The 11,828-nt window shown below is 70.4% G+C and carries 10 protein-coding genes and 3 pseudogenes; 6 read left to right on the top strand and 7 right to left on the bottom strand.

The window, feature by feature from the left end; all coding sequences use genetic code 11:
- Positions 1–70 precede the first annotated feature (70 nt).
- Positions 71–910 (bottom strand): 2OG-Fe(II) oxygenase, encoded by an 840-nt coding sequence (locus ACIQZO_RS36880; RefSeq protein WP_403635268.1) that lies wholly within the window; start codon positions 908–910, stop codon positions 71–73.
- A 386-nt stretch (positions 911–1,296) separates the two neighbouring features.
- Entirely contained in the window at positions 1,297–1,725 is a 429-nt protein-coding gene (locus ACIQZO_RS36875) for a hypothetical protein (RefSeq protein ID WP_403635265.1), read from the bottom strand.
- Positions 1,726–2,373: 648 nt separating this feature from the next.
- On the opposite strand from ACIQZO_RS36875, the pseudogene ACIQZO_RS36870 reads away from it, so the two are divergent.
- Positions 2,374–2,502: pseudogene (locus ACIQZO_RS36870) on the top strand (undecaprenyl-diphosphatase); the annotation flags it as partial.
- 311 nt (positions 2,503–2,813) lie between these two features.
- Here ACIQZO_RS36870 and ACIQZO_RS36865 read toward each other — a convergent pair.
- The gene (locus ACIQZO_RS36865; protein WP_403635262.1) at positions 2,814–3,137 is read right to left on the bottom strand and encodes a carbamoyltransferase N-terminal domain-containing protein; all 324 of its coding nucleotides are present in this window, start codon (positions 3,135–3,137) and stop codon (positions 2,814–2,816) included.
- A gap of 201 nt (positions 3,138–3,338) precedes the next feature.
- On the opposite strand from ACIQZO_RS36865, the pseudogene ACIQZO_RS36860 reads away from it, so the two are divergent.
- The 3 genes and pseudogenes from ACIQZO_RS36860 to ACIQZO_RS36850 form a co-directional block, all read left to right on the top strand.
- A pseudogene (locus ACIQZO_RS36860) lies at positions 3,339–3,506 on the top strand (methyltransferase, FxLD system); the annotation flags it as partial.
- An 84-nt stretch (positions 3,507–3,590) separates the two neighbouring features.
- Positions 3,591–4,679: pseudogene (locus ACIQZO_RS36855) on the top strand (hypothetical protein); the annotation flags it as partial.
- Between the two features lie 13 nt (positions 4,680–4,692).
- Positions 4,693–5,979: a hypothetical protein gene (locus tag ACIQZO_RS36850; protein ID WP_403635259.1), complete on the top strand. Its 1,287-nt coding sequence runs from the start codon at positions 4,693–4,695 to the stop codon at positions 5,977–5,979.
- Here the strand turns inward: ACIQZO_RS36850 and ACIQZO_RS36845 are convergent.
- Positions 5,946–6,218, bottom strand: a complete 273-nt coding sequence (locus tag ACIQZO_RS36845) for a hypothetical protein (protein WP_403635257.1) — start codon at positions 6,216–6,218, stop codon at positions 5,946–5,948. The two genes, ACIQZO_RS36850 and ACIQZO_RS36845, sit on opposite strands and share 34 nt — an antisense overlap.
- Positions 6,219–6,306: 88 nt before the next feature.
- Between ACIQZO_RS36845 and ACIQZO_RS36840 the strand changes: the two genes are divergently transcribed.
- Together ACIQZO_RS36840 and ACIQZO_RS36835 are read left to right on the top strand one after the other, a co-directional pair.
- Complete coding sequence (locus ACIQZO_RS36840) at positions 6,307–6,465, top strand: hypothetical protein (RefSeq protein ID WP_403635254.1); 159 nt, start codon at positions 6,307–6,309, stop codon at positions 6,463–6,465.
- Complete coding sequence (locus ACIQZO_RS36835; RefSeq protein ID WP_403635282.1) at positions 6,450–7,652, top strand: cytochrome P450; 1,203 nt, start codon at positions 6,450–6,452, stop codon at positions 7,650–7,652. The genes ACIQZO_RS36840 and ACIQZO_RS36835 overlap by 16 nt, the downstream gene beginning before the upstream one ends.
- Here ACIQZO_RS36835 and ACIQZO_RS36830 read toward each other — a convergent pair.
- From ACIQZO_RS36830 to ACIQZO_RS36820, 3 genes are all read right to left on the bottom strand, one after another.
- Entirely contained in the window at positions 7,645–8,406 is a 762-nt protein-coding gene (locus tag ACIQZO_RS36830; protein WP_403635251.1) for a 4'-phosphopantetheinyl transferase, read from the bottom strand. The genes ACIQZO_RS36835 and ACIQZO_RS36830 overlap by 8 nt on opposite strands.
- Before the next feature lie 115 nt (positions 8,407–8,521).
- Positions 8,522–9,538, bottom strand: coding sequence for an NAD-dependent epimerase/dehydratase family protein (locus tag ACIQZO_RS36825; RefSeq protein ID WP_403635248.1), 1,017 nt, complete (start codon positions 9,536–9,538; stop codon positions 8,522–8,524).
- A gap of 112 nt (positions 9,539–9,650) precedes the next feature.
- Positions 9,651–11,501, bottom strand: a complete 1,851-nt coding sequence (locus ACIQZO_RS36820) for an NB-ARC domain-containing protein (RefSeq protein ID WP_403635246.1) — start codon at positions 11,499–11,501, stop codon at positions 9,651–9,653.
- Positions 11,502–11,828 lie beyond the last annotated feature (327 nt).

Below are 11,828 nucleotides of genomic sequence, written 5' to 3'. Positions count from 1 at the left end.
TCAGGGAGCATTCCCCCACAGCCGATGCACGCGGGAGCACCCAGACGGCGCACTTCCCAGCCAAGATCAGCTACACCACTCCACGGGACACCATCTCCCAGTCCAGGCCACGCTGGGTGTACTCGTGGTCGAGGAGGTACACGAGGCGGTTCGGGGGCGCCGTTTTCTGGCGGCCGTGGGCGTAGCGCTCTTCGGCCGGCTCGGTGAAGTGTTCGGTCAGGCAGTGGGCCAGGTCGGCGGCCGGGCCGCCGTCGTCCTCGCCGGCCGGGCGGGTGCGTTCGGCGAGGAGGTTCATGGTGAGGGTGACGCGGTAGCCGGACTTGACGGGCTTGACCTCGTGCAGGCAGTCCGCGTAGAAGGCAGCGAAGGTCAGCTTCTCCCGGGACGCCTGGTGCACGACGCTCCGGCCGACGTGCGAGACGACGAGTTCACCGCCGGTGTGGTGCGAGGGCAGCGAGACCACCAGGGTGCCCACCATGGAGTCGTCCTTCTCGGAGTCCTGGTGCGGCAGGAAGAACTGGCCCTTGCCGTAGACGAGCAGCGCGTGCGGTTCGGCCCGCAGGACGGTGGTGGGCGGCAGTCCGAGCGCGGTACGGACGCCCTCGAGGACGACGCTCAGGGTGCGGTCCCAGTCGGGGCCGCCCAGGGTGATCCGGTCCGGGGTGATCTCCCAGGTATCGCGCACGCTGGTGTCGGCCAGGGTCTGCTCACCGCGGCCGAAGCGGGCCTGCCGGGCCTGCGCGATCAGCTTCTTGGTGACCGGAGCGCGCAACGGCAGGGGCAGCACCCCGACGCCGTCGACCTCGATCCGCAGCGCGCGGGCGGACATCTCGATGCGGGTACTGAAGTCCCCGCATATCTCGGAGGCGTCGAGCAGCTTCGCCAGTTGCTTTCGTGCTCCGTGTCCCATGGTGTTTCGTTCCCCTGGTCGGCAGCGTGCCATTACCTCTGTCCCGGAAACCCTAGCGCTGCGGGAAGTCCCTGTTCTCAGGTGGCAGAACGGCCTTGACATCCGGGGCACCCGCGCAGGTTCAGGCAGGGCCCGGGACGGTGGGGCGTTCAGCGGGGTGATCAAGGGGGCGGTTCTGTTCCCTGTGGAGATCGACCTCAGCCGGATCTTAGGCGGTACCCGATCCCGGTGCCTGCGCGCGGGGATGTCGTGCGGCGAGCTCTCTGAGCGGCCGCGCCGACGAACAGCCCGGCTTGCGGCGGCGGGAATCCTGGATCGCCAAGGACGACTGACGGGCGCCGCCCGCCACCAGTCGTGCGAGCCGCACCTCTGGCCGGCTGCTCACGTCATCGTCCGTCGCGCCGTTCCGGTCCGTAGGGGCTCCATCCCTTGAGGTATGGCTTCAGTTCCGCCGGCGTGGGCTCACGCGTGTGCGGCATTCCTGGAAGCCGAGTCAATGGGTCGATCGACCCCGCGTACCCCCTTGCCCACCGCAACCAACGCCGGGCCGAGTCCAAAGCCGCCTCGTCCACAGCACCGTCCAGCTCGCCGATACGACGCTGCAATGCCGTGCAGTACGCGCTGAGGGCAGCGGCCTCTTGCCAGCGCCCGACCTCTTCGCGAAGCACCTCAGCGAGTTGACCGCGAACAACTCGTTCCTTCGCCACGTCCATGGCCGCTTGCCAGCGAACTTCGCGTTCTGCCCTGGCCTGCTGTTCATCCTGCCTGCGCCGAGCGTCCTCCACCGCCCGTGCCTCGATCTCTCCAAGGATCACGCCCAGAGCTTCTTCAAGCGTCCGGCTCTTCCGGTCCCGCCAGCGACCTGGCCGACCAGTCAGACCATGGGCGAGCTCTATGACGAGACGAGCTGTCCTCACCCTGCATCTGGCCAGCTCAGGCTGAAGATGGAAAAGGCTCACGGCGCTCTTCGCCACCCATGACCACGAGTACCTGTTCCCGGCCATTGGCGGCGGGCTGCTGGCCAACGCAAACTTCAGCTACTACTACTGGCAGCCGGTCTTGCGCGGTCGACCGGCCTCCGAGGAGTTCACGAGGGTTCGCCTGGGCCAGCCCCAGCTGGTCACCTCCCGCCGTCCCCTTCCGGATGTCCCTGCGACCGCATACGCCGGGAAGCGGCTGTACCTGCTTCGTCACGGCGGCAAGTAGTGGTTGGACGAAGATCGACACAGTCGCATCGCCGTGGAGACCCGCATGGGCCACGAGGTCGCCGACGTGGAAGGTCTCGCACGTTCCCCTGACCTTGGAGCAGGAGATCGCCGATTCGCTGCAAACAAGGTGGCTGCGCTTCGTGGCCGGCGAGGGAGAGAACACTGGAAAGCGACATCTCCCACTGCTCTCCCATTCAATCTGGGAGGGCAGTGAAACAGCAGGTCAGAGCCGCTCAGAACCTCGGCTTGAACTCGTTCATGAAGTTCATCACCACGAAGAGCTTCATGCCCTTCGTGATCTACCGGATCCTGCTCGGCATCCTGCTCTTCGTGCTGGTGGGAGCCGGTGTGCTCAGCCCGCACGCGGGCGAATCCGGCGGCTGAACCAGGGCCGCACAGGTAGCGCTATCCAGCATTTCCTAGCGCCTGACTGCAGCACCGCGCCATGATCATCTCCCACTTGTCTCCCACTCAGGAGACCGGGAGACGATCAGCCAGAAGTGCGCACCTGCAAAGTCGGGAGCAGAAAGGAGGGCCCGCACAGCAGCAGCTGTGCGGGCCCTCCTGCGTGGCGGCCGGCCCGGGTCAGTCGAGGCTGAGGCGCGCCAGCAGGCCCTGGACATGGCCGGCGAGCGCTTTCTCGGGGTCCGGGCTGATGGTGGCAAGTGCCACTGCGGCCGTCACGATGACGTCGCTCAGCTCCTTCTCGACGAGCCGCCGGCGCGGGCGGTGAGGAAGTCGAGGGTGTAGCGGTCGGGGTTGCCGTAGCCGGCCAGGCCCATGAGCTTGCCGGAGCTGGTCCAGTTGCCGAGTCCGAGGTGTTCGGCGACGGTCTCGTAGAACCAGCCCAGCGACTGGCTGAACGGGAACTGGCGCAGGACCTTCAGTCCGTCGGCGGTGCCGTGGGCGAGGGTGGCGGAGACGCCGTCGCCGGAGACGCCGACCACCAGGACGGCGGCCTCGTCGAAGCCGGAGGGGTAGAAGGCGGAGGCTGCGTGCGCGAGGTGGTGCTCGACCACGGTGACCTGCCGGGGCCGGTGGTGGCCGAACAGGGCGGGGTCGAGGAGTTCGGCGATCAGCTCGGCGTCCGTGCAGATGTCGCTCGGCGTAGGCCAGGCCGGGTTGAAGGCGATGGCGATCTCATCAACGTCGGCCAGGGTGATGCCGGGGCCGCACCGTGCGCACCGTGTGGGAGGACGCCTTCGCTCAGCTCGCTCGGCGAGCTCGCCGCCAAGGTTGCCGAGGCGATCCGCACCTGGGACCGCAACTACCGCAGCCGGAAGGCCGACTTCGAGGTCCAGTCCCTGCAGACCCCGGCCCCCGAGGAACGTCCCGGCCAGTTCACCGTCGACACGCCCCTGAACCGGATCGTCATCGACTGGAACTGACCGTGCGCCCATGACCGTGTGGTGCCCGCCGCCCGTTCTTCGGCGGCGGGCACCACACGGCTGGCCAACCCCTCGGAGAACTTTATGGACCCGCACGGCCAGTTAGCCCGACGCTTCCCCCTCGTTTCACGCTTCCGGCCCGCCTGCCTTCCCCTGCCCGACCGCGTCCATACCCTCGTGACGCTCTCCGATTCCGCCGCCGCCGGAACAGACCAGGGCCTCGCTTCGGCCGTCTACAACCAGGCCGCCCTCATCGCCTTTGATGTCGGCCTTCCCGACCTCGCCCGCCAGATGTGCCACCAGCACGCCGACGCCTACCTGCACGCCACCCCGCTCCCCGCCATGACCGCGATCCGGGCCCTCGAACCGGTCGTCAACCTCGCACGCCTCCAGATCCGCGCCGGGCACCCCGCCGACGGCCTCGACCGTCTCCTGCGCCTCTCCGAAGCCGTCAGCAACGGCACCGCCGACCGATTCGACGACGTGCACGTCCCTGCCGACCTCGTGCAGACCGAAGCCGACCGGCAAGAAGTCCGAGCGTGGCTGTGGCGTGTCCTCCTCGCCGACGGCTCACGCACCCTCACCGGAGCCGGCCGGTGGGCCGAAGCCCTCGCGCACACACGCGAACACCAGGGCATTGGCAAGCGGATGTTCGACGGCCGACAGATCGCCGTCGTCGCCGCCCTCACCAGCGGCGACACCAGCCACGCCGCCGCACTCATCGCCGAGACCGCCGCCGGCGGCGACGACCCGTGGGAGCACGCCGTCACCGCCTGCCTGCACGCGCTGTGCCACCGGGCCTCCGACGGCCTGGGCCACGCTCAGGAGAACGAACTCGAGGCCGCGGTGCTCGCCGTCCCCGTCGAGCAGGGCATGACGGTCTTCGACACCAGACTCCGCCTCACGGCCCTGGCCACCATCGCCTCCCCTGCAAGCCCGGCCGCCCAGCGCATCACCAACCAGCTGCACCGCCACATCACCGATGCTCGCGACGGCTTCGCCGCACGGGAAGCGCTGGCCGACCCTCTGTTCACCAAACTGGCCCCTCCGACGCAACTTGCCGCCTGCCGTGACCTCGCCGAGGCCTGCGCCCTGGGCTCTGGCGCCATTCCAGTTCAACTCCGTCGCACCCTGGACGCAGCACTTCAGCGGAGCGACCGCGTGATCCGCGACAGGGCTCTGGACGATGGCGAGGCAGCTGCCCCGGCTGGTCGGGACCGGACTGCGGCTCGCCCACCTGGCCGATCCCCGGGCCCTGCGCCTGGTCCTGGCCTCCGAGGCCGGCCGCGGAATCGCCCGGGCGGTCGGCCTGGTCGCGGTCAACAGCGTGCTCGGGCACATCCTCGCGGGCGGCAGCACCAACCAACGCCTTACCCAGGCCGTGCCCGCGCTCACGGTCGTGGCCGTCACGGCGTTCCTCGGCTCCCTGCTGCGCTCGGCCTCGACGGCGGCCACCGGAGCGCTGGAGCCGAAGGTGCAGCGGGTGGCGACCGAGCAGTACCTGGGGCTTGTGCACCGTACGGAACTCGCGGCGATCGAGGACGACGAGTTCCACCGGCTCCTGGATGCGGCCCGGTACGGGGCGGACTCGGCCCGGCGCATGATCCGCTACTGCACCAACACCTTGAACGCGGCCGTGTCGTTGATCGCCGCGGCCGGCGTGCTGACCGTCCTGCATCCGTTGCTGCTGCCGCTGCTGGTCCTGATGACCCTGCCGAGCGCGTGGAGTTCGCTGATGATCTCCCGCCAGAAGTACATCTCCTTCCACGCCTTCGTGCAGCACGCTCGGGCCGGGCACCTGCTCGGCCAGCTGCTGACCCAGAAGGAAGCGGCGGCGGAAGTCCGCGTCCACGGAGTCGGGCCGTTCCTGCTCGGGCACTTCCGGACCATGGCCGAGACCAGCGAACGCGAGCAGACCCGGCTGGCCCGCCGGGCGGCGCGGATCGGACTCGTCGCCGACGGCGCCGGCGGCATCGCCACCCTCCTCACGTACGGGGCCCTGGGCGCCCTGCTGTGGGGCGGGGCCATGGACCTCGCGGTCGCGGGCACGGCCGCCCTGGCCATCCGTACCGGCGCTGCGAGTCTGGACATGCTGGTGCTGCAGATCACCGAGTTGCACCAGGAGTCGCTGTTCGTGGCCGACTTCGAGCGGCTGTGCCGGGAGGCGAAGACCCGGGCGATCCCCGTGGGCGGGCGGGCGTTGCCCGAGCGGCTGCGGGAGGTCCGGTTCGGGAAGGTCTCCTTCACCTACCCCGGCAGTGGCAGCAGCGGCGACGAACCGGAACCGACGCTGCGCGAGGTGAGCTTGTCGTTCCCGACGGGGAAGATCATCGCATTGGTGGGCGCGACGCGGTCGCATGCCGACCGACAGGCCGGGGCGCCTCCAGGCTCCGCCGAGCCTGGGGCTTCGCTGATGCTCGTGGATGGCCATCATCTCCTCTACCGGGCCCACTTCGGGTTTCCCGGAGGGTGACCGGGCCCAGCGGGGAGGACCTGACCGGCCTGTTCGGGTTCGTCGCCCTGCTGCGCAAGGCCCACCGCGAGCACTGTCCGGGCCAGGAGGTGTTCGTCGTCTTCGACGCCGAGGACGGCGCCGCCGACCGCGCTGAGAACGTGCCTGGCTACAAGGCAGGCCGGGCGGGCGCCGACCACAGCCCTGTCGTCCACCTGCCCGCGGTCGAGCAGGCCCTGGACAATCGGAGTCGCGAACATGCCAGCATGGGGGCGCGTACCAGGCTTCCCGGGAGAGTTCACCCCGGCCGACCACCCCGGCCGCGTCACCAGAGTGAGGACATGGACCTTGAGCAGCTTCGCGCCACGTGTGACGCGGGGCAGCACCGAGGCCGACACCCATGGGGGCGACGCCGAGGTGGAGGCGGCGGAGACCGCGTGGCTGCTGCTCGTGGCGGACGCCTGCGCACGGCACCCGGCACCCGAGCACGCGTGCGCGGCCTCGTGAGCGCCCCGCGGCAGGACCCCCTGCGCGACCCGCGCTTGTTCGCCGACCCGTACCCCGCCTACGACCGGCTGCGCGAAGGCTGCCCGGTCCAGCGCATTCCCACCGGCTCCGGCGGACACCACGCGTACCTGATCGCCGGCCACCCCGAGGCCCGCGAAGCGTTCACCGACCCCCGCCTGTCCAAGGACACGGCCCGCTTCTTCGCCGGCCGGCCCTCGAACCGCGACCTGCACCCGGCGGTCTCCCGCACCATGCTGGCGAGCGACCCACCCGAGCACACCCGCCAACGGCAGGTGGCGACGCCCCTGTTCACCACCGGTCGCGTCCGGGAACTGCGCCCGTACATCACCCGGATCGTCGACGACCTCATGACCGCGTGGCGACCGGGCACAGAGGTCGACCTGGTGGCGGACCTGGCGGTCCCCCTGCCGGTCACCGTCGTCTGCGAACTCCTGGGGGTGCCCGAAACCGACCGCACCCCCCTCGCCGACTGGTCCCACGCTCTCTTCGACGCGACCGACACCGACCGCGTCGACGCCGCATCACACCGGATCGGCGACTACCTGACCCACCTCGTCGACACCGCCCGCGCCACTCCCGGCGACGGCCCGCTCCACTCCCTCCTGCGCGACTGCGACGAGGGCGGCCTCGACCGGGACGAGACCGTCTCCCTGGCCGCACTCCTCATGATCGCCGGGCACGAGACGACCACCCACTTCATCGGCAACGCCGTCCTGGCCCTGCTCCGGCACCCGGAGGCGTTCGACCGCCTGCGCCGGGACCCCGACCTGCTCCCCGGCGCCCTCGACGAACTGCTCCGCTTCGACTCCCCGGTGAGCGTCGCCACCTTCCGGCACAGCACGGAGGACCTGCGCATCGGCGGGGTCGAGATCCCGGCGGGCTTCCCGGTGCTCATCGCCCCCGGGGCCGCGAACCGCGACCCGGCGGCGTTCCCCGACCCGCACCGCCTCGACCTCGACCGCGACGCCGTCGGCCACCTCTCCTTCGGCCACGGCATCCACCGCTGCCCGGGCGCCCCCCTGGCCCGGGCCGAGACGGAAATCGCCCTCCGCACCCTGCTGACCCGCTTCCCGGACACGCGCCTGGCCGTCCCCGCGGAATCCCTGACCTGGCGCCGGACCCGCCTCACCCGCGGCCTGACCGCCCTCCCCCTCACCCTCACCTGACCCGAGGTCCCGGCCGGGGTCGGCCGCGTCCAGGACCGGCGCTCCCGTGTTCAGCGGTCCGCGGCACGTACGGGCCCCGCGGCGGTGGACGGGCGGTGGCGGGTTCGGCCACGGCGGCGGCCACCAGGGCGGAGGTGGCGACCCAGCGGCCCTCGTAGACAAGGGGTGTGAAGTGTTCCGGGGAGGGGTGGCGGCGTCGGACGCGGACGGTGAACGAACCGTCCGTACGCAAGGCGATGTCGGCCTCGCCGAACTCCAGGGGCAGGCCGGTCCGCGGGAACCACGCTTTGTACACCGCCTCCTTGGCGCAGAACAGCACACGGTCCCAGCAGACCCCCGGGACAGTGGCGCTCAGCACGCGGTGCCTGGCGTGTTCGGCGGGCACCGCGACGGCCTCCAGCACATGCGCGGGCAGGGGCCGGTGGGGTTCGGCGTCGATCCCGAGGGCGGCGAAGTCGCCACGGCGCGCCACCGCGGCCGCCCGGTAGCCCTCGCAGTGCGTCATGCTGCCCACCACCCCCGCGGGCCATGAGGGGGCTCCGCGTGCGCCCGGCAGCAGGGGGGCAGGCGGCCGCCCCAGCTCGGCCAGCGCCCGGCGGGCGCAGAGGCGGGCCGTGGCGAACTCGCGGCGGCGTCCGGGCACGGCCCGCGCGATCGCCGCCTCCTCCTCGGGGAAGAGGAAGGCGGCGGGATCGTCGGCGAACACCTCGGAGACCGCCACGCCGGCGGGCAGGATCTCGCCGATCACCGGCATCAGGGCAGGACCGCCGACGACGCGTTCCGGGCCGCCTTCCGGGGCAGGCGGCTGACCTGGTCGACTCCTGTTCCCCGGGTCGGTGTTCGTGGGCTGCGCGAAGGACGCACCACCGCTAGTCGAGGTCGAGCCGGTATCTGAGGTCCGCACGGACGGCCCGCATCCCTTCCTCGATGTTGAGGAACGGGGACGACACGAGGTCCGCCCACACCCGGGACGTGACGGAGAAGTCCGTGCTCGTGCCGCCCGCCGGGTACTCGTGGAGGACGGGCACCGGCTGGTCGAAGAGGCGCTCGGCCACCTCCAGAAGCCCGTCGATCCGGAACGACCGCCCGCTGGCGAAGATCTTGCAGACGTACGGGTCCCTGCCCAGCGTGCGGGAACGCACGGCATCCATCATCGCGACGACCATCCGTGCGCAGTCCCGCGCGTAGATGTAGTCGCGCGTCGTGGTCGGCGCGGCCCGCAGGCGCAGGGGTTCTCCGGTCAGCTGTGCTTTGACGAGGGCGCTGACCAGGCCCTGGTTCTTGCCGAGGTTCTGTCCGGGACCGTAGAGGTTGGTGATCCGGCCCGCCACCACGGGCAGCCGCCATCGGCGCGACAGGGCCTCGGCCTCCTTCTCCACCGCGAGTTTGGCCTCGCCGTAGGCGTTCTGGGGAGCGGGGGTGGAGAACTCGGTGAAGGGCGCCTGCGCCGAGCCTGCGTACGCGCCGCCCGCCGACGACGCGAAGAACAGGGCACCGTCGGAAGGGAGGCCGGACCGTTCGAGTCCGTCGTGGATTCCCGCGAGCAGTCGGCCGACCTGGACGCGTTCTCGCTCGACCTGCTCGGCAGGGGTGTGGAACACGGCCAGGCCGGCGCACCAGTAGAGGTTCCAGCGGACGGTTCGAGCGGCCAGCTCCCTTCCCAGTGCGTAGAGTCGGGCACAGGCGAGGGCGTGGTCGTCCCAGGGGACGCGCACCCGTTCGCTCGGGCGGCCGCCCAGCGCGGCGCGGACGTGCCTCCCCAACAGGCCTCCCCCGCCCACCACGACTGCCCTCGTCGTGACGGCCTGCTCGCCCGCTGCCGGGCCGTACTGTCTCGGCAGCAGAAGTACCTCGCTGTCGGGCGGATACGGAAGGACTCGGCCCATCGTCCGGCTTCCTTTCCTCTGGGGATCACGGATGGAGGCGTCTTGTGCCGATCACGCGCACGGCGTGGAGTTCTGGCCCTTCACGCGAAGAGGGCCGCCGTTGGGCCAGGGACTAGGAGCGGCGGACGAGCTCCGTCTCCCTGCCCCGGGAGACGTTCATGACGTGCTCTCGTACGGGCGGCCCGAGGTGGTGCTGCGATGCGGCTTCCGAGGACTGCTGCGTCGCGTCGCGCATGAGGTTCCACACCACTTCCTGCTGGCGGGTGTCCAGCACCAGGCTGACCATCCCCTCCCAGGCCACGCACAGTTCGATGAACTCCTGCTGGAGGTCGAGCCGCGCCGCGAGCTCGGCGGACCGGGTGAGGGTCCTCAGCACCACGTGCCCGTCAGGACTCGGCGAGGGGCTGACACGGCTGGAGCCCACGAGGCCGTTCGAGGCCTTGTAGTGGAGGAAGGCGGCGCGGATGACGCGGCGCTGCTCGTCGAACGTGATCTTCTTCTGTGCTTCCAGGTGCGCCGCGTGCAGCAGCAGCGGATGCACCCGGTAGGCGCCGGCCCGTGTCCGCTGTAACAGCGCCCGGTCGGCGAAGCGCCGGCAGGCGCACCGTACGAGATCGGTCGACAGGCCGAGCGCGGCCGCGACCGAGGTCTCGTCCAGATCGGGGCAGGGCAGGAGCGACAGCCGCAGATAGCGGTCGTGGTCGAAGTCCTCCAGGGAGGTGAACGAGGTGATGAGCCGGCCGATCAGGCTGCGTCCGGGCACCTCCAGCTCGCTGAAGACGGAGGTGGCGGCGAGCCGGTCGCTGAGCTCACGGAGGTCGAGGAAGTCGCGGGTCGAGATGCGCGCCGCCGCCAGGCGCAGGGCCAGCGGCAGGTTGGCGCACTGCTGGATCAGCGCCCGCGCGTCGTGGGTGTCGAGGCTCTCGAAGCGCTGGTCGAGCATGCAGCTGAGCATTTCCAGGCACTCGTCCTCGTCCGGCACTTCGAGCGAGGTGTGATGAGCTCCGTCGATGCCGTTGAGGATGATGCGGGAGGTGATGATGCAGGCGCTGTCGCGCGAGGGCGCTATGAGCGGTTCCACCTGCTCGATGTCGCTGGCGTCGTCCAGCACGACGAGCAGCCGCTGACCGGCCGTGATGGTCCGCCACTGCGCCAGCCGCCCTTCCTCCGACGAGGAGATCTCGTCGTCCGGGACGCCCTTCTGCCGCAGCAGCACCCCGAGCGCGCTGGACACGCTGGCCGCGCAGGACGACGAGAAGCCGTCCAGGGAGACGAAGAACTGGCCGTCCGGATAGTGGCGGGCCAGCAGGTGCGCCAGCCGGACGGCGACAGCCGTCTTCCCGACTCCGCCCATTCCGTGCAGGGTCGCCACCGACGGCGAGTGGGGCTTCTCCCCCGAGAGGAGGGTGTGCAGTTCGTCGATCTCGCGTTCGCGTCCGCCGAAGTCCTGGAGGTCCCGCGGTAAGCAGTTCGGCCCGACCGGGACGCCGGACCGTGCCGGGAGGGGCGGCGGTACCGGACTCTCGCGGGCGTGCGTTCCGCCCGAGGGCCGACCGGCCGGGGCGGGTACGGCGCTGGCGGAGTGCGGGTGGACCGGCTGCCTGTGGATCTTCGACGCCACGCGCAGTATCGAGGTCAACTCGTCGGAGCGGCCGCGCTCCTGGAAGGCCTGCACCGTCTTGTTCAGGAGCACCCGGTGCTGTTCCACCAGTTCGGAGATCCAGCGCTCCTGCCCGCGGGGCTCCGATCCCTCGCAGGGCCTCCCCCGCCAGAGCGCCAGCGCCGAATACGCCACCGACAGGTCCTCGTCGCTCGCGAAGGCACTCGACATCGCCCGGTCGTAGAGCCGGCAGAACTCGGAGACGTCGGAGTGCTCGGGCGTCAACTTCAGCATGTAGCCCTCGTGGGACGTCGCCACCAGGTCCCAGCCCTGGTCGAAGCTGAGCCTGAGCGCGGAAATCATCTTCCGCACCTGGTGGTGCGCGCTGGACGGGCGCTTTCCCTTCCACGCGGCGTGGAGGAGTTCCTCCATGCTCACCGAACTCTCGGGATGGAGAGCGAGACACGAAACCACGGTCCGGTATTTCTGTCCGGTCAGCCGCACCAGCGCATCGTCGCACCGCACCCGGAGCGACCCCAGCACATCGAAACGGATTAAGCCCATTGCATTTCCCCCGTGCTAACTATTCGACCCGGCCAAGGTGAATATTTATCGAAGAGCCGTCCGTGTGATCTTGGCCATCAACCTCCTGACGGGCAGCGGAAAAGCTGACGGGAGAAGAAGGAGCGG

Source organism: Streptomyces sp. NPDC097617, from assembly GCF_044761485.1.
GTDB lineage: Bacteria > Actinomycetota > Actinomycetes > Streptomycetales > Streptomycetaceae > Streptomyces.
The sequence above is the reverse complement of the archived record's forward strand: the minus strand, read 5'-3'. Positions and strand labels throughout refer to the sequence as shown.

What these genes read in the sequence shown, in the direction of transcription:
- ACIQZO_RS36845 (WP_403635257.1), bottom strand. Translation starts at nt 6,218, where the DNA reads ATGTTCGCGACTCCGATTGTCCAGGGCCTGCTCGACCGCGGGCAGGTG.
- ACIQZO_RS36880 (WP_403635268.1), bottom strand. Translation starts at nt 910, where the DNA reads ATGGGACACGGAGCACGAAAGCAACTGGCGAAGCTGCTCGACGCCTCC.
- ACIQZO_RS36820 (WP_403635246.1), bottom strand. Translation starts at nt 11,501, where the DNA reads ATGATTTCCGCGCTCAGGCTCAGCTTCGACCAGGGCTGGGACCTGGTG.
- ACIQZO_RS36830 (WP_403635251.1), bottom strand. Translation starts at nt 8,406, where the DNA reads ATGCCGGTGATCGGCGAGATCCTGCCCGCCGGCGTGGCGGTCTCCGAG.
- ACIQZO_RS36850 (WP_403635259.1), top strand. Translation starts at nt 4,693, where the DNA reads ATGGCGAGGCAGCTGCCCCGGCTGGTCGGGACCGGACTGCGGCTCGCC.
- ACIQZO_RS36825 (WP_403635248.1), bottom strand. Translation starts at nt 9,538, where the DNA reads ATGGGCCGAGTCCTTCCGTATCCGCCCGACAGCGAGGTACTTCTGCTG.